Source organism: Mycobacterium asiaticum (genome assembly GCF_001668675.1).
GTDB classification, from domain to species: Bacteria; Actinomycetota; Actinomycetes; order Mycobacteriales; family Mycobacteriaceae; genus Mycobacterium; species Mycobacterium asiaticum_D.
In genome coordinates this window covers 24,452-40,695 of the sequence record NZ_LZKQ01000331.1, presented here as the reverse complement: position 1 = coordinate 40,695, position 16,244 = coordinate 24,452, and the positions used below count along the sequence as shown (strand labels likewise).

The 16,244-nt window shown below is 65.0% G+C and carries 15 protein-coding genes and 1 tRNA gene; 12 read left to right on the top strand and 4 right to left on the bottom strand.

Annotated elements, in window-relative coordinates:
- Nucleotides 1-63: 63 nt before the first annotated feature.
- From A9X01_RS27710 to A9X01_RS27700, 3 genes are all read left to right on the top strand, one after another.
- Nucleotides 64-438 carry a DUF2750 domain-containing protein gene (locus tag A9X01_RS27710; protein WP_065123768.1) on the top strand — a complete coding sequence of 125 codons (375 nt, stop codon included), beginning with the start codon at nt 64-66 and terminating at the stop codon, nt 436-438.
- A 65-nt stretch (nt 439-503) separates the two neighbouring features.
- A complete protein-coding gene (locus A9X01_RS27705; RefSeq protein ID WP_065123767.1) occupies nt 504-1,421 on the top strand; it encodes an HpcH/HpaI aldolase/citrate lyase family protein in 918 nt (305 codons plus the stop codon).
- Between the two features lie 76 nt (nt 1,422-1,497).
- Nucleotides 1,498-1,854, top strand: a complete 357-nt coding sequence (locus A9X01_RS27700) for a DUF488 domain-containing protein (RefSeq protein ID WP_065123766.1) — start codon at nt 1,498-1,500, stop codon at nt 1,852-1,854.
- 131 nt (nt 1,855-1,985) lie between these two features.
- Here A9X01_RS27700 and A9X01_RS27695 read toward each other — a convergent pair whose 3' ends face one another.
- Genes A9X01_RS27695 through crcB (A9X01_RS27685) form a run of 3 tightly spaced genes read right to left on the bottom strand, consistent with a single transcriptional unit; the run spans nt 1,986 to nt 3,840 of the window.
- Nucleotides 1,986-3,083 carry a DUF190 domain-containing protein gene (locus tag A9X01_RS27695; RefSeq protein WP_065123765.1) on the bottom strand — a complete coding sequence of 366 codons (1,098 nt, stop codon included), beginning with the start codon at nt 3,081-3,083 and terminating at the stop codon, nt 1,986-1,988.
- A complete protein-coding gene (gene crcB / locus A9X01_RS27690) occupies nt 3,080-3,448 on the bottom strand; it encodes a fluoride efflux transporter CrcB (RefSeq protein ID WP_065123764.1) in 369 nt (122 codons plus the stop codon). Before crcB (A9X01_RS27690) ends, A9X01_RS27695 begins: the two co-directional genes overlap by 4 nt.
- Complete coding sequence (gene crcB / locus A9X01_RS27685) at nt 3,445-3,840, bottom strand: fluoride efflux transporter CrcB (RefSeq protein ID WP_065123763.1); 396 nt, start codon at nt 3,838-3,840, stop codon at nt 3,445-3,447. Before crcB (A9X01_RS27685) ends, crcB (A9X01_RS27690) begins: the two co-directional genes overlap by 4 nt.
- Nucleotides 3,841-3,919: 79 nt before the next feature.
- On the opposite strand from crcB (A9X01_RS27685), the gene pgm reads away from it, so the two are divergent.
- The 3 genes from pgm to A9X01_RS27670 all read left to right on the top strand — a co-directional run bounded on the left by pgm (nt 3,920) and on the right by A9X01_RS27670 (nt 6,933).
- The gene (gene pgm, locus A9X01_RS27680) at nt 3,920-5,548 is read left to right on the top strand and encodes a phosphoglucomutase (alpha-D-glucose-1,6-bisphosphate-dependent) (protein WP_065123762.1); all 1,629 of its coding nucleotides are present in this window, start codon (nt 3,920-3,922) and stop codon (nt 5,546-5,548) included.
- Nucleotides 5,549-5,613: 65 nt separating this feature from the next.
- Nucleotides 5,614-6,804, top strand: a complete 1,191-nt coding sequence (locus A9X01_RS27675; RefSeq protein WP_366663730.1) for an MFS transporter — start codon at nt 5,614-5,616, stop codon at nt 6,802-6,804.
- A gap of 53 nt (nt 6,805-6,857) precedes the next feature.
- Nucleotides 6,858-6,933, top strand: a tRNA-Ala gene (locus A9X01_RS27670).
- Nucleotides 6,934-7,042: 109 nt separating this feature from the next.
- Here A9X01_RS27670 and A9X01_RS30960 read toward each other — a convergent pair.
- Nucleotides 7,043-7,288, bottom strand: coding sequence for a helix-turn-helix domain-containing protein (locus A9X01_RS30960; protein WP_065123761.1), 246 nt, complete (start codon nt 7,286-7,288; stop codon nt 7,043-7,045).
- A gap of 125 nt (nt 7,289-7,413) precedes the next feature.
- Here A9X01_RS30960 and A9X01_RS27660 point away from each other — a divergent pair, with 125 nt between their 5' ends.
- From A9X01_RS27660 to A9X01_RS32110, 6 genes are all read left to right on the top strand, one after another.
- Nucleotides 7,414-7,932, top strand: coding sequence for a hypothetical protein (locus A9X01_RS27660; protein ID WP_216638951.1), 519 nt, complete (start codon nt 7,414-7,416; stop codon nt 7,930-7,932).
- A 103-nt stretch (nt 7,933-8,035) separates the two neighbouring features.
- Nucleotides 8,036-9,001 (top strand): tyrosine-type recombinase/integrase, encoded by a 966-nt coding sequence (locus tag A9X01_RS27655; RefSeq protein ID WP_065123759.1) that lies wholly within the window; start codon nt 8,036-8,038, stop codon nt 8,999-9,001.
- 241 nt (nt 9,002-9,242) lie between these two features.
- Nucleotides 9,243-11,732, top strand: coding sequence for an AAA family ATPase (locus A9X01_RS27650; protein WP_155772322.1), 2,490 nt, complete (start codon nt 9,243-9,245; stop codon nt 11,730-11,732).
- A 33-nt stretch (nt 11,733-11,765) separates the two neighbouring features.
- Nucleotides 11,766-13,001 (top strand): IS30 family transposase, encoded by a 1,236-nt coding sequence (locus tag A9X01_RS27645; RefSeq protein WP_216638950.1) that lies wholly within the window; start codon nt 11,766-11,768, stop codon nt 12,999-13,001.
- A 578-nt stretch (nt 13,002-13,579) separates the two neighbouring features.
- Entirely contained in the window at nt 13,580-16,066 is a 2,487-nt protein-coding gene (locus A9X01_RS27640; protein WP_366663729.1) for an ATP-binding protein, read from the top strand.
- Complete coding sequence (locus A9X01_RS32110) at nt 16,063-16,218, top strand: hypothetical protein (RefSeq protein WP_366663728.1); 156 nt, start codon at nt 16,063-16,065, stop codon at nt 16,216-16,218. Before A9X01_RS27640 ends, A9X01_RS32110 begins: the two co-directional genes overlap by 4 nt.
- The last annotated feature ends 26 nt before the right edge of the window (nt 16,219-16,244 follow it).

The following is a 16,244-nucleotide window of genomic DNA, read 5'->3' as shown; positions in this document are numbered from 1 at the left end:
GGCGATTCACGACATTCGTCGTACAGTTTGCATAGTCAACTGTTTCTATTGGTAAGCTGCGGCATGCCTTTACATCTTCAAGCTGACCTGCACGCCCGTTACCAGCGCTTTGTGGCTCGCGTGCGAGCCGAAAACGAGGTATGGCTGCTGGTCGATCCCGACCTGCGTGGCGCCTGGGTGGAGTCGAACGACTACTTGACGCACGATGGTGAACCGGTCATCGTGCACCTGATCTTCTCGGCCGCGGCCTATGCGGGGCGGCACGCCACCGGGCCGTGGGAGGACATGACGCCCGTGTCGATGGACCTCGCGACGTTCACCAGCGGACCGCTGCTCCAGATGCACGAGGCCGGGCACCTGCTGGGGCCGGACTTCAACGCGGATCTGGCGGGTGTCGAGGTGGAACCGCTGGATCTGGCCGGTGCCCTGGTCGGTTGACCTGCCGCTACGGTTAGTGACGACACGCTCGACACGACCGGAATGCAGAGGCGGCCGACCACGCAATGTATGACCACGCCAACTACGACGCGACGGATCCCGCCGACATCGGCTCACGCCTCGATCCGGTCTTGGCCCGGAGCTGGCTGCTGGTCAATGGCGCCCATGCCGACCGGTTCGAGGCCGCGTCCCAGTCTCGCGCCGACATCGTCGTCTTCGACATCGAGGACGCGGTGGCCCCGAAAGACAAAGTGACCGCCCGCGACAACGTGGTGCGCTGGCTCTCCGCGGACAACAACGACTGGGTGCGGGTCAACGGCTTCGGGACGCCGTGGTGGGCCGAGGACCTCGCGAAGCTGGCCGACACACCGGTGGGCGGGGTCATGCTGGCGATGGTCGAATCCGTCGATCACGTCACCGAGACCGCCAAGCGGCTACCCAACGTGCCGATCGTGGCGCTGGTCGAAACCGCCCGCGGGCTGGAGCGCATCACCGAGATCGCGGCGGCCAAGGGCACCTTCCGGCTGGCGTTCGGCATCGGCGACTTCCGCCGCGACACCGGGTTCGGTGAAGACCCGACCACCCTGGCGTATGCGCGGTCCCGGTTCACCATCGCCGCCAAGGCCGCGGGCCTGGCCAGTGCCATCGACGGGCCGACCATCGGTTCAAACCCGCTGAAGCTCATCGAGGCGACGGCGGTGTCCGTGGAGTTCGGCATGACCGGCAAGATCTGTCTGTCGCCGGATCAGTGCGCGGTGGTCAACGAGGGCCTGTCGCCGTCCCAGGAAGAGATCGGTTGGGCCAAAGAGTTTTTCGCCGAGTTCGAGCGGGACGGCGGCGAGATCCGCAACGGGTCGGACCTGCCGCGCATCGCCCGTGCCACCAAAATCCTGGATCTGGCACGCGCGTACGGCATCGAGGCCTCGGAGTTCGAAGACGAGCAGGTGCACTCGCCGGCCCCGTCGGACACCTACCACTACTGATAAACCCGGCGTAACGTCTGCTGGCAGGAATGTCGTCGAGGAGGCGGACGATGAAGCCCAGAGTTACTGTGCTGCAATGAGTTCCAAGCGTGAAGTTCGGCTGGCTCGAATCTACGACGAGCCGGATCCCGACGAGGGGCAGCGGGTGCTGGTGGACCGCATCTGGCCACGCGGGGTCCGCAAGGACGATCCGCGAGTGGGCATCTGGTGTAAGGACGTGGCACCGTCGAAGGAGCTGCGGGACTGGTACCACCACCAGCCTGAGCTGTTCGACGAGTTCGCGGCGCGTTACGAGGCGGAGCTTGCTGACAGTCCGGCCCTGGACGAACTGCGGGACATGGCCAAGCGCGGTGCGGTCACACTGGTCACCTCGACCCGTGAGGTCGACATCAGTCATGCGGCCGTGTTGGCGAAACTGCTCGGGCGTCGCTGACTCGCCCGCTCGTCGCGTTACGTCCCCGCAAGCCCGCGGGTCGAACCTGGCTGCGAAACCCCGAGCCGAAAAACGCATCCAGGTTCGGCTCGCGCTGCTTCAGGCCGCGGTCTTTGGACCAGGTAAGCAGTTCAGTAATCGTATTCGGCAAGCGGTGTTTCGGCGCTGCGTTGGGCGCCGTCCAGCGATATGGCGGCGGGAACCATTTCGCTGGTGACCAATCCGTGGTGGGCCGTCAGCTCGTCGACCACGGTGAAACTGCGGGCGACGGCCTGTGGTGTGTCGACGATGATGGTGGCCAGCGGTACCTTGCGGGTGAGCTGAAAAAGCTTGTCGCCGTGCGGTTCATGGTCACCGTGAAAACCCCAGATGCCGCGCAGCACGGTGGCGCCGCGAGCCGTCTGGGACTGCATCAGCCGGTGCACTATCGCGCGGTGGATCGGTTGGGTCTCCTCGTGACCGACTTCGGCGGTGTGCACCATCAGCTTCTGCCACAGCGTGCGGCCCTGGCTGTCGGCGGCCGGCAACTCCTGGGGGCGAGCGAACAACTCACCGTCGCGTTTGCACAGCCGCACCCGTTCGACGGTCAGCAACGGGTTCGGCAGCATCCGGGCCAGTTCGGCGGCCGCGGCCGACACCTGCGCAGGCAACCCGACGGCGATAATCATCTGGGGGACATTGACGTTGCGGCCGAAGAAGCGGGCCCGCTGGCGCTGACCGTATGCGGTGCCGTCGACCCCGAGAAGCACTGTGGCACCGGCGAATGAATGCCGATGCAGCAGTTCGCAGATCGTGTAGTGGGCGGGCTTGCCGGCGATGCGCACCTGGCGGCCGACGTAGATGGTGAGCTTGGCGGCGTCCCCGGTCCGGCTGTCGATCTCGCTGAGGGCGTCGGTACCGCTGTCGCGGGTGATCAATCGCGCTCGTTCCAGTGTCACCATGCCGCGACCGGTCATCGCCGCGACCTCGTCGACCAGGGGACGGATCTTGGATTCGACGTCGACCGCCGCGATGGTGACCGGCGGGTCTTCGGACAGGCTGAGCGACTGATCGGTGCGCAGATCGCCCTTGGGGCCGAAGCTGGCGATCCCGCGCAGCATGACGCTGGTGGCCACTCCGCGGGCACCGAACAGGTCCAGCATCCCGTCGGCCAGAAAACGCCTGGGTTCGCTGACGGCGCGTTGCCGCTCGCCAAAGTATGCGGTCAGCTTCAGGCTCTGTTCGCTCATATCAGCCCCGCGATCCGCTGACCCAGTACCGCCGCGGCCAGCCCGAGGACGACGCTGACGGCGATATTCGCGAACGCCACGAGCAGCTGCCGTTCCTCGCTGAGGCGTTGGGTTTCCAGCATCCAGGTCGAAAATGTGGTGTACGCGCCGACGAATGCGGTGCCGGCCAGCAAGGCCACGTCCTTCGGCAGCGCGAGGGTGGCGAGGAACCCGAGCAGGGCGGCACCGGTGATGTTGACCGTCAGCGTGCCGAACGGAAATCCGCGGCCGACCCGGCGGGCGACGGACCGGTCCACCAGAAACCGCGCCACCGATCCGACGCCGCCGATGACCATGACGCCCAGCCAGACCAGAACGGTCGTCATCGGATACGCACTCGGCGGACCAGGGCCGTGGCCAGGTACACCGCCAACAGGCCCAGCGCGATGCTGACGAGCGTGTAGCTGGTGGCCAGCACCCAATGGCCGTGCTCGATCATCCGGACCGTCTCGACCTGCATGGTGGAGAACGTGGTCAGCCCGCCGCACAACCCGGTGCCCAGCAGCGGACGGCGATAGCTGGACAGTGGCAAGCGTTCCAGCAGTCGGGTGGTGAAGTACCCGAGCAGGAAGGCGCCGACGATGTTGACGACGAACGTAGGCCAGGGCCAGCGTGCCGGATCGGGACCGGCGAGGGTGGCCAGCCCGGCTCTGGCCAACGAGCCCAGCGCGCCGCCGGCGAAAATCGCTGCAAGCTCTCGATAGTCCGGGCGCGCCACTGGTATTTCCCTCCCGTGTGCCAACCGTGCGCCTAGCAGCCTAAGACGGGGTCGGGGGATGTGGGCAGAATTGGTAACCATGGCCAACCCGCGCGCCGGTCAGCCGGCTCAGCCCGCAGACCTTGTCGACCTGCCCCACCTGGTGACGGCGTACTACACCGTTGAGCCAGACCCCGACGACGTGGCGCAGCAGGTCGTGTTCGGCACGTCGGGACATCGCGGTTCGGCGCTGAACGGGGCGTTCAACGAGGCGCACATCCTGGCGATCACCCAGGCGATCGTTGAATATCGAGCCGCCCAGGGCACTACCGGCCCGTTGTTCATCGGCCGTGACACGCACGGGCTTTCGGAGCCCGCATGGGTGTCGGCGCTGGAGGTACTGGCTGCCAACGACGTCGTTGCCTTCATCGACGCCGCCGATCGGTATACGCCGACGCCGGCGATCAGCCATGCGATCCTGACCTACAACCGCGGTCGCACCGAGGGCTTGGCCGACGGGATCGTGGTCACGCCGTCGCACAACCCGCCGCCCGACGGCGGCTTCAAGTACAACCCGCCGCACGGCGGTCCGGCCGACAGCGACGCCACAGGGGCAATTGCCAAGCGCGCCAACGAGATTCTGCATGATATGTCCGCGGTGCGCCGGGTTCCGTGGGCACGGGTACTGAGTTCCGTGCAGCGCCACGATTATCTAGGTGCCTACGTCGAGGACCTGCCTAACGTGGTGGACATCGCCGCGATACGCGAGGCGGGGGTGCGCATCGGCGCCGACCCGCTCGGCGGGGCCAGCGTGGATTACTGGGCGGAGATCGCCTCGCGGCACTTCCTGGATCTGACCGTCGTCAATCCGCTGGTGGACGCGACGTGGCGGTTCATGACGCTGGACCACGACGGCAAGATCCGGATGGACTGCAGCTCACCGGATGCCATGGCGTCGCTGATTGCTAACCGGGATCGCTACCAGATCGCCACCGGCAACGACGCCGACTCCGACCGGCACGGGATCGTCACGCCCGATGAGGGGCTGCTGAACCCGAACCACTATCTGGCGGTGGCGATCGACTACCTCTACACCCATCGGCCCGCGTGGCCGGACGGGATCGCCGTCGGCAAGACGGCGGTGAGTTCGTCGATCATCGACCGGGTGGTGGGCGGTATCGGCCGTCAGCTGATCGAGGTGCCGGTCGGATTCAAGTGGTTCGTCGAAGGGCTGATCGGCGGGACCATCGGGTTCGGCGGCGAGGAGTCCGCGGGCGCGTCGTTCCTGCGGCGGGACGGGTCGGTGTGGACCACCGACAAGGACGGCATCATCCTGGCACTGCTGGCATCGGAGATCTTGGCGGTGACCGGCCGCACGCCGTCGCAGCGGTACGCGGAACTGGCGGCCGAATACGGCGCCCCGGTGTATGCCCGGGTCGACGCGCCGGCCGACCGGGAGCAGAAGTCCCGGTTGGCTCGGCTCTCAGCCGAGCAGGTGACGGCCACCGAGCTGGCGGGGGAGCCGATCACGGCGAAGCTGACCAACGCGCCGGGTAACGGTGCCCCGCTGGGCGGGCTGAAGGTGACCACCGCCAACGCCTGGTTCGCGGCACGGCCGTCGGGCACCGAGGATGTGTACAAGATTTACGCCGAATCCTTCCTCGGGCCCGAGCATTTGACGGAGGTGCAGGAAACCGCTCGAGAGGTGGTCAATAAAGTCATTGGGTGACCGTTTCCCTGCGACTCCCGTGCGCCAGGGGTCCTGGGCCCGCCCGGTTGCCGCGCGAAGCCTGGATCCTCAGTTGGGCGAACGTCATTGTCGCGCTGGGCTACGGCGTCATTTCGCCGGTGATGCCTTCCCTTGCGCGAACTTTCGGAGTGAGCATTGACGCGGTGACGTTTCTGGTCACCGCGGTCTCACTGAGCCGGATGTGTTTCGCCCCGCCCAGCGGTGTATTGGTGCAGCGGCTGGGCGAGCGGCGGATCTACATCGCCGGCGTGCTGATCGTGGCGCTCTCCACCGCCGCGTGCCCGTTCGCCCACACCTACTGGCAATTGCTGGTGTTCCGGTTGATCAGCGGTATCGGCTCGACGATGTTCTTCATTTCGGCATTTGGATTGTTGATCCACATCAGCCCGCCCGACGCGCGGGGACGGGTCGCGGGTCTGTTCACCACTTCCTTCATGGTGGGCGCGGTCGGTGGGCCCGCGGTGGGCGGCCTGGTTGCGCGATGGGGAGTGGCTGCCCCCTTCGTGGTTTACGGCGGCGCGCTGCTCGGGGTCGCGGTGGCGCTCATCTACAGCTTGCGGAATTCGCAGCTGACGGCATCCGGACCACCGACGCGATCGACGGTGACCATGCGCCAGGCGTTGCGGGTCCGCGCCTACTGGGCGGCATTGTTGGCGAACCTGGCGACGGGTTGGACGGCATTCGGCCTCCGTGTCGCACTCGTCCCGCTGTTCGTCACCGACGTCATGGGCCGAAGCGTCGGCACCATCGGTCTCGTGCTGGGGATGTTCGCGGCGGGCAACGCGCTGGCCGTCATCCCCAGTGGCAACCTGTCCGATCGGATGGGGCGGCGCACGTTGCTGATCGTCGGCCTCGCTGCCTCCGGTCTGGCGACAATCTGGCTCGGCTTCGCCACGTCGCTGCCGTGGTTTCTGGCGGCGGCCTTTGTCGGCGGGGCAACGGCCGGCGTCTACATGTCGCCGATGCAGGCCGCGGTCGCCGACATCCTGGGCAGCGAAGCTCGTGCCGGCGCCCCGGTGGCGATGGTGCAGATGGTGCACGATCTGGGTGCGATCGTCGGTGCCACCACGGTCGGTTGGGTCGCCGGGCACATCAGTTACGCGTGGAGCTTTGTGATCAGCGGGATTGTGCTGCTGGTCGCCGCCGTCGGTTGGGTGCTGGGGCCGGAGACCCGACTGGTTGGTGCTTCCAGCTCTGGCTTGTCGCCTTCTTCGGCGGCCGACGCGGATGACTGACCAGCGGTTTTGAAGGACGGATGCAGGTGGTGTAGCTTCGATTGGCACGACTTGGGGCTATGGCGCAGCTGGTAGCGCACCACACTGGCAGTGTGGGGGTCAGGGGTTCGAGTCCCCTTAGCTCCACCAGGACGAACACGATTATTGACGCTATTACGGTAAGGGCAATACCACCGCGCGGTACCCAAACCGGCTATCGGTGAGGCCACGCCAGCAAACTAGATGCCTAACGCGCTGGTCAGCCCGTCAATCGCGGCTCGACTGCTCGCGTCGCTGGTGTGGCCGTAGATGTCACCGGTAATGGAGATCGAGGCATGGCCCAGCAGGTCAGCCATTTCGAGGTGATGAAACCGCGTCGGCCAATCTTGACTTGCTCGATCTCCCCCGTCGCCATCAGCTCATAGAAGGTGGTGCGGCCGATGCCGCCGAGCATGCGCATCGCTTCGTCGTACGGCACGAGTAGGCGGCCGGTGTCGCTGTCCATCAATTCTCCCAGGGTGTTCGCTGGTGCGCGCCGCGATTACGGCGGCTCTTGACAGAATGCCATATCGCATAGACAATGCGACCTAGCATTAGCGAACTTTTTGATGACAGGGGATGGCCTGCGCGATGGCGTGGGAAAAAGTCAAGCTCATCTACGAGATGCCCCGTGGCGGGCATGTCGAGGTCACCGATAACACAATCGTGCCGATAGGTGAGGATGCATTCACCCACAGGCAACTCACCTACACCCACGAGGGCTGCGAAATCGTGTTCGAGGTTCACAACCGTGCACCCGGAGCCGTGAGCATCAGGCTCTGGTCTGACGGAAAGCACCTTCGCACAAAAGATTTGGCTGCGATCAAGCTCGACCAGCTTCGAGACGAGGCATACCTAGCCGTTGGCCTAATAATGCCCGACCCTGACGGCGGATACGAGGTAACGCATCCTGTGGCGCGAAGAACTCTGCAGCGTGCTACCTCTCGCCGAAAGATCACACCAGAGTTCTTGGCACTGGTTGCCGAGATACACCAGAAAGCACCTGCGGGTGGGCGAACCCGCGCCATTACCGAAGCGTTCGACGTCACCGACAGTCAGGCATTCCGCTACATCGCAGCCGCCCGCAAAGAAGGGTTGATTAATGACTAAACGGGCATCCGGCGAGGGCTCGATCCGGCAGCGGCCCAACGGAACATGGGAGGCGCGGATCAGCTACGTCGACCCGGCAACAGGTGGGCGCAAGTCTCACTCCGTGTACGCCAAGACAGCCGAGGCCGTGCGGGACAAACTAGACCAGACGCGCGACCGTATCAAAGAGCAAGCACCAGTGCGTGATTCATCCAACCTGGTTGCCGACTGGCTCACCCACTGGGCGGGCACATCACTAGAGGCGTCGAACCGCAAAGAGTCGACTAAGGAGCTGTGCCGGGGCATCGTCCGCAAGCACCTCCTCCCGCCACCCTTGGGCACCACGCGACTAGACAGGTTGCGCAAGACCGATATCGACGGCCTGATTGTCGAATTGCGCAGGCGGGGCCTTTCGGACGCCACGGTGCGCCGTGTCTACACGGTACTGCGCGGGGCACTCGATGACGCGGTGCTCGACGGACTCATAGCCCGTAATCCTTGCCACCTGGTGCGCCGCCCCGGTGTCGAGCACAAAGAGGCCAAGCACCTCGACGCGGACACCGTTGCGTCTGTTCTCAAGGCCGCGCAGGGCCTACGCCATCACAACGTTCTGCTGCTGATCGCGGCAACCGGATTACGCCGTGGCGAAGCGTTAGGACTGCACTGGCGCCACGTCAACCTCAGTGAGGGCTGGCTGAAGGTTCGCAGCACTCTACGCCGTGTCGGGGATGAGCTGACTATCACCGAACCGAAGTCTGAGCGGTCCCGGCGTACGGTGCCTTTGTCACCGGCCATCGTGGCGATGCTCAAGTCTCAGCGCGCGGCCCAGGCCGCAGAGCGGTTACACGCCGGTGAGCATTGGACTGACACCGGCCTGGTGTTTACCACCGAGTTCGGGACGCCGGTCGAACCGCGCAACGTGCTGCGCACCATCAAAACGGCGGCAGCGAAAGCTGATATCGACAACGTCGGGGTGCACACCCTGCGTCACAGCGCCGCCGTGGCGTGGCTGGAAGCCGGTGTTCACATCAAGGCCGTCCATTGCTGCATACGTGGATCGACTCAGCCAGGTGTCGGCGTAAAGGAATAGCCGCGCCGACCGTGTCATGAGCGCAGACACCACCACAACGCGCCGCAGGAACGGGCGCGCCAACGTGAGTCTGTTGGTAGTCGGGCTAGCGGGATGACTTGGAGGGCTCGCCTTATGACCAGAGGTGAACATCTGGGCACCGTCACTTTTGCCGGGCTGCTAGACACACTAGGGTTCACCGAGGGCGGGCGAGTTCGTGTCGTTACTGTACGAGAACGATGACGGGCCACACACCGCTGTCATGACACCCGCCGACGCGGCCACGGTGATCGCCCAGATCCCAATGACGGCCAACATCTACTTCGGCGTCAACCCGACCCGAGGCCCGGCCAGGACCAACAATGGGCGCGGCACTGAAGCCGACGTGACGCGGCTGGCCGCGTTGTGGTGTGACCTCGACACTAAGCCGGGCGGCTGTCCCAGCCTGGATGTCGCCTACGCCATCATCGCCAACCTGTCCATCATCCTGGGCACCCGCCCCTCGGTCATCGTCAGATCCGGTCACGGTCTGCACGCCTACTGGCCCATCAGTGACGGGCACATCCGCGACGGTGACATCACCTCGGGCCGGGCGCTGATCCGCCGCTGGCGCCGCCTGGTCGCCGCGGTTGCCGACACGCTGAACGTCAAGGTCGACAACGTCTACGAGCTGGCCCGCATGATGCGTGTGCCCGGCACGTTCAACAACAAGAACACCGACGGGCAGGGCCCGATCCCGGTGATCACCTACGGCGGCGCGGGCGGCCCGCTCACCATGAGCGAGGTCGACGAGCGACTGACCGAGGTCGGCATCTACGAGCAGCCCGGTGACGGGGAAGCCAGCCGGGAGGAGGTTTCACCACCTTCGGGCTGGAAGTGGGCCGAGCGCACCTGCCGCTATGCCGCCAAGATGATCGAAGGCTGGGCAGCTGACGCGCCGAAACCGGGCGCGGCGCGCAACCCGTGGTATTACGGCCAGCACATCAGGCTGTTCTGCGCGCGCCGTCACGGTTGTATCACCGAAGCCGATTACAGGCGGGCGCGGCAGACCCTGGTTGATCGGCACGCCCATGTGGTGCGTACCACCGAACCGCGTCGTGAACCGAAGCGGTTCGAGATCGCTGACATGATCCGGTATGGCACCGCACTGGCCGCGTCCAAGACCGACGAGCAGATCCGCGCAGAGCTTGGCGGCCACACCCATGAACCCGGCGAGTCAGCGAACAGTCGTGACCCGGCTGGCCGCCGCCCGCACGTCACGTGGGCAAACCAGATCATTCCCGAGCCCGTGGTTTGGGCGTGGTGCGGCAATTTCGGCGACGACCCGCGAGATTCTGAGCAAGATTCCGCCGGTTCCCTGAACGACAAACCGGCGGAATCTTGGAATCTTGCTGGTGGGGGCGTTGCCGGGGAAGAATCTTGGGAATCTTGCTGGTCAGGGTCGTTCCCGTCGGGCCGGATCGCCGCCGGGACGATCGCGATCGGGGCCGGCACGGAGGGGCTGGGCAAATCCTCGTTCGCTGTCTACCTCTCCGCCCAAGTCTCTACCGGCAAACTACCCGGCGCCTGGGTCGGCGTGCCGCGGCGCGTGTTGTACGTCGCCGTGGAGGACTCCTGGAAGCACACAGTCGTGCCCCGGCTCATCGCCGCCGGCGCCGACCTGACTCGGATAGGTCGGTTCGATGTCATCACCGAGACCGATGAAACGATGCACCTGTTACTGCCCTTCGATAACACCCTGCTTGAGCAGACGATCGTGGAGCACAATGTCGCGCTAGTGGTTCTCGATCCGCTGATGTCGCTGATCAGTGACCGTATCGACACCCACCGAGAACGCGACGTCCGCCAAGCGTTGGACCCACTCGTCGCGATCGCCGACCGCACAGGCGCGGTCCTCTACGGGGTGGCCCATTTCAACAAGGGCGATGGAACCGACGTGTCTGCGCGTATCACCGGTTCGGGCGCGTTCAAGAACGTGCCCCGCGCCGTGTTCGGGTTCGCCCGTGACCCCGAAACGGGGGACTGTGTTATTACCCAGTCGAAAAACAGCTTGGGTCGCGCTGATCTTCCGTCGTTGCGTTACCGGATGGAGTCCGCGGAGGTGGACACGCCTACTGGGACGGCTGTCACTGGTAGGTTCGTGCCGCTGGGGCTGTCGGACCGGTCGGTGGCCGATATCCTCGCTGCTTCCGGGCGCGGCGGCGACGACCGTGGGGAAGATGGGCTCAACCCGGCTCAGCGGTTCATCATCGGCTATCTGCGTGAACATGCCAACGACAACGCGGATGGTGAGGTCTACAGCCGCGACGTGATCGACGCCGGAAACAAAGTTGGCTACAGCGAGAAGGATTTGATCAAGGCCCGCAGTCGGATCAAGGACAAAATCCCAACCCGACGCTCCAGAGCCGGCGAAGAAAATGGCTGGTTCTGGCGACTCTCCCAAACCGCTTCTGACCAGCAAGATTCCAAGATCCCCGGCGAAAAAGACGAAAAAGCGGCCCCTGACCAGCAAGGTTCCAAGATTCCAGAAGAAGACATTCTTAGGGCTGACAGGGGATCTTGCTGGTCAGAGGCCCGGCGAGAATCCGCTACGGATGGCGGTCCATTGGAGGAACCGTCCGAGGAGCCGCCCGCTAACAGCCAAACCTGTTGCGCCTGCGGCAACCAGTTGCTAACCCCCTGTCGGCTCCGGTCGAAAAGTGAGCAGGTAGTTCCGGGGTGGTTTCGAGGCGTCGTCGCAACACTTCTCTAGATTCTGGAGGTTGTGTTGACATCGTCGCGTCGGGTGAAAAAGGGGCCGGGGCGTCGTCCGCTGTCGGCCAAGCGTCAGCGGTTCATGGAGTTGCGGGCTCGCGGGTGGAGCGTGCGGGCCGCGGCCCGCGAAGTCGGCGTATCTCGGTCGGCGGCGACGAACTGGACGCGTGGTTACAAGACCTATCGCAACGGCGTCGAGGTCGGGTTCGTCCCGCCCCTTGATCGACTCGCAGTTCGTCAGATCAGCTCGCGTTTCCTGTCCCAGGAGGAACGCATCGAGATCGCCGATCTGCGCCATGGTGGGTTGAGTATGCGCGCGATCGCCGACCGGCTCGGCCGAGCACCGTCGACGATTTCGCGCGAACTACATAGGAACGCCCCGGCTGGGCGGGGCTACCAGCCCTTCGAGGCCCATCGGCGAGCTACCGCACGTCGAGTACGTCACCATCAACGCCGGGTAGACACCAACGACGATCTAAGCGCCATGGTCGCCGAATTACTCGGTCGACGCTGGAGCCCGCAGCAGATTAGCCGGCACCTGCGTCTGCGCTTTCCCGGTGATCCGTCGATGCGGTTGTGCCATGAGAGCATCTATCAAGCCGTCTATCAAGCGAATTCGCGATTCATGCGGCCTTCGCGTTTGGCGCCGCACCGACGTTCACCGTTGCGCACCGGCAGGGATCACCGCCGGGCGCATCAGTGCCCGCAGCGCCGGCGGCCACGGTTTCAGCAGCCGATGCTGACCATTCACGATCGGCCCTTTCCGCCCGTTGACAGGTCCGAGGCCGGGCATTGGGAGGGTGATCTCATCATCGGCGACAACCACCTTTCAGCGATCGGCACGCTGGTCGAGCGCCAGACGCGAATGCTGCGACTAGTCCATCTTCCCCGCGCTGACTCCGACTCGTTGCACGCCGCATTGGTGGCTCGCATGCAGGACCTGCCGCCGGCGTTGATGCGGTCGATCACCTGGGATCAAGGGACCGAGATGGCGCGCCACCTCGCCACCGCCGACAAGCTCCGCGCGCCTGTCTATTTCTGTGACTCCCGGTCACCCTGGCAGCGCGGCAGCAACGAGAACACTAACGGGCTACTGCGGGACTACTTCCCCAAGGGCGTCACCCTCGCCAACTATTCGCTGGGGCACTTGAGGGCCGTCGAGAAGGAACTCAATCACCGTCCCCGGATGGTGCTGAAAGACCGTTGCCCTGCCGACTTATTCGCCACCCTGCTAGCCTCCGAAAATCCGTCGGTGTTGCGACGTTGACTAGAACCCACCCCGGAGCAGGCTGCTCAGGATTCAACCGGAGCCGACACCCCCGCGGCAATCTACTCCGGCCGGTGCAAGCCCTGCCGCGATCGGGATGGTGTGCGATGACAACTGACGGCTTCGACACCCCCAGGCCCGCAGCAGACCGCCGACATAGCAACAGCCGCAATGGCTTCAGCGGCGGAACACGTGACGCACCGGCCCAGCCGAGACGCGTGAGCGCCTACCGTCGACGATCGAGCCGATGTACGGCGGCAGTTATTACCGCAGCTCAAGCTAATATAGCCATTTGCTCAAAGTCACGTTCCCAGCCAACAGCCAGCGCCGCGTTCATCCGCGCTGCGACGAGATTGGGGGAGGGGTCATTCCCCCAGGCCGCCTGCGGCCAGCGCAGTGGCAGGGGACCTGGCATCGATATCGACCCGTGAAGTCAGGTTTCCTGGCCAGCTATCGGGATGACCGAACTGGGGGGTCGGCTGTGGGGCCGGGTTTCGGCGATGTGCGTGGTGTGGGCGCGTCTGTCGTGAGATTCTGCGGGGGTGTCCGCTGCGCCGGCGGCTGCTCCTTCGGGGGTGGTGACGTTTTTGTTTACCGATGTGGAGGGTTCTACGCGTCGGTGGGAGGCTGACGCGGAGGGGATGCGGGCGGCGCTGGCTGCCCATGATCAGGTGTTGCGTCAGGCGATTGAGGCGCATGGCGGCGTCATGTTCAAGCACACCGGCGACGGTGTGTGTGCGGCGTTTGCGTCGCCGCGCTCGGCGGTGGATGCGGCTGTGGCCGCGCAGCGGGAGCTGGAGCTGCCGGTGCGGATGGGGATGGCGACCGGCGAAGCAGAGCTGCGTGAGGGTGATTACTTCGGTGCGGTGCTGAACCGTGCTGCTCGGGTGATGGCCGCCGGGCACGGTGGTCAGATCCTGTTGGCCGAGTCGACGGCGGGTCTACTCAGCGGAGTTGATCTGGTGGATCTGGGGCCGCGAAGGTTGCGGGATGTACCGATGCCTGTCGGGGTGTTTCAAGTACAGGCAGCCGAACTTCGCGCGGAGTTTCCGCCGTTGCGGGCGCTGGATACAACTCCGGGAAATCTGCGGCCTGCGACCGCCAGCTTGATCGGACGTGAGTCCGAGGTCGACGAGATTCAAGCGGCGGTCAAGGCGCATCGGTTGGTGACGCTGACCGGCGTGGGTGGGGTCGGCAAGACCCGCCTTGCGGTCGAGGTAGCTGGCCGGCTCGCCGATGAATTTCCTGACGGTGTTTGGTTTTTCGAGCTGGCTGCGGTCACCGACCCGGCGGCAGTGCCCGATGCGGTGGCGGCGGTGTTGGGCATCACCCAGCAGGCGGGTAAGACCGTGACCCAGTCGGTGGCCGCCGCGTTGCAGGGTCGGGTCCGGCTGTTGGTGATCGACAACTGCGAGCACGTTCTCAACGCCGCCACGGACCTGATCGAAGCGATACTCGCGCACTCGGCGACTGTACGAATCCTGGCCACCAGCCGCGAAGGACTCGGAGTCCCCGACGAACAGGTGTGGCCGGTGCGCTCGCTGGACGCCGCAACGGGAATCGACTCTGCGGCGGTGAGCCTGTTCGTCGAACGCGCCCAAGGCACTGCGCCAAGCTTCTCGATGGTCGACGGTCATGAAGCCGCCGCTGTCATAGAGATTTGTCAGCGCCTGGACGGGATTCCCTTGGCCATCGAGCTGGCCGCCTCGCGGATGGCGTCGATGACCGCCAGTGAAATGCGTGATCGTCTTGATCATCGGTTTCGGCTGCTGGTCGGCTCGCGGCGCGGCCTGGAACGCCACCACACGCTGCGCCATGCGGTGGCCTGGTCCTACGATCTTCTCGCCGACACCGAAAAGTCAGTGTTGAAATGCTGTTCGGTGTTCGCGGGCGGATTTGACCTGCAAAGCGCCTGCGCGGTAGCCGGATCAGATGACCGCGACGAGTACGCCATCCTCGAGGTACTCGACGCCCTGGTGCGCAAATCGCTGCTGATCGCCGACCGTTCGTTCGGGCGGACCCGGTTTTCGATGCTGGAGACGATCCGCCAGTTCGCCGAGGAGCAACTCGTCGCCCGCGGCGAAGCATCCGAGATTCGGGCCGCCCACTCGCGGTACTTCGCCGGACGCGAAGCCGACATCCTGGCGCTGTGGGACAGCCCCCGCCAGCGTGAGGCCTACGACTGGTTTGCGGTCGAATTGGCCAATCTGCGAGCAGCTTTCCGGTGGGCCGCAGATCACGGCGATCTAGGCGAAGCGGCTACGATCGCGACCTACGCCGCGTTTCTCGGTTATTTGGTCGAAAATTACGAACCTATAGCTTGGGCTGAAGATCTGATCGAGCCCGCCCGGACCCTCGAGCATCCCCGGCTTGCGTTCCTGTACACAATGGCGTCGTGGTGCCATTTGTGGGGACGGCTCGAAGACGCTGTTGACTACAGCGACGCCGCCCAGCGGCTGATAGACAGTGGCCGCGTTGAATTGCCGTTCGGCGCCGAAGGTTGGCTCGGCAGTGCGCACGTATATCGCGGCCAGTCCGAACGAACGGTCGAGTGGTGCCGCGGACAGCTCGCACGCGGACGCGACACGCATGGAATCACCAGGGCATCCCTCGCATTAACACTGAAAATCGCTGGCCGTGCTGACGAGGCGATCGAAGCTGTGGCGGGCGCGGTCCATGCCGCCGAGGCCACCGGCAACCCGCATTCGCTCTCGCTCGCGCTTATGGCCGATGGGTTCGCCTACCGCGACGCCGATCCCAACCGGGCACTTGAAGCCATGCGTCGGGGTCTGGTGATTGCTCACGACAGCGGCAACCGCGCCAACGAGTCACACATCGCGGCCGTCTTGTGCCGTCTTGAGGCCCAACACGGCGACCCGCTGGCCGCGCTCGACTCATTCACTCTGGCGATCCGCAATCACTACGAGTCGGGCAACATCACCACGATCCGTGTCCCCCTGGCCGTCCTCACAGGCTTTCTCTACCGACTCGGATGCCATGAACCGGCGGCCACCATCGCCGGCTTCGCCCTCAGCCCCCTGACCGCGGCGTGGGCGCCGAGATGAAATCAGCGATCGGCCACCTCCGCGACGTCCTAGGCGACCAGACCTACGAATCGCTGGCCCGCATGGGTGAGACGATGACCACCGCCGAGATAGTGGCCTACGCCTACAACCAAATCGACCAGGCCCGAGCAGAAGTCGAACGCCCTGGTTGAGTTGCGCGAGTCGCGTGTCGAACGCG

What these genes read in the sequence shown, in the direction of transcription:
- A9X01_RS27710 (WP_065123768.1), top strand. Translation starts at nt 64, where the DNA reads ATGCCTTTACATCTTCAAGCTGACCTGCACGCCCGTTACCAGCGCTTT.
- A9X01_RS27705 (WP_065123767.1), top strand. Translation starts at nt 504, where the DNA reads ATGTATGACCACGCCAACTACGACGCGACGGATCCCGCCGACATCGGC.
- A9X01_RS27700 (WP_065123766.1), top strand. Translation starts at nt 1,498, where the DNA reads ATGAGTTCCAAGCGTGAAGTTCGGCTGGCTCGAATCTACGACGAGCCG.
- A9X01_RS27695 (WP_065123765.1), bottom strand. Translation starts at nt 3,083, where the DNA reads ATGAGCGAACAGAGCCTGAAGCTGACCGCATACTTTGGCGAGCGGCAA.
- crcB (WP_065123764.1), bottom strand. Translation starts at nt 3,448, where the DNA reads ATGACGACCGTTCTGGTCTGGCTGGGCGTCATGGTCATCGGCGGCGTC.
- pgm (WP_065123762.1), top strand. Translation starts at nt 3,920, where the DNA reads ATGGCCAACCCGCGCGCCGGTCAGCCGGCTCAGCCCGCAGACCTTGTC.
- A9X01_RS30960 (WP_065123761.1), bottom strand. Translation starts at nt 7,288, where the DNA reads ATGGACAGCGACACCGGCCGCCTACTCGTGCCGTACGACGAAGCGATG.
- A9X01_RS27660 (WP_216638951.1), top strand. Translation starts at nt 7,414, where the DNA reads ATGGCGTGGGAAAAAGTCAAGCTCATCTACGAGATGCCCCGTGGCGGG.
- A9X01_RS27650 (WP_155772322.1), top strand. Translation starts at nt 9,243, where the DNA reads ATGACACCCGCCGACGCGGCCACGGTGATCGCCCAGATCCCAATGACG.
- A9X01_RS32110 (WP_366663728.1), top strand. Translation starts at nt 16,063, where the DNA reads ATGAAATCAGCGATCGGCCACCTCCGCGACGTCCTAGGCGACCAGACC.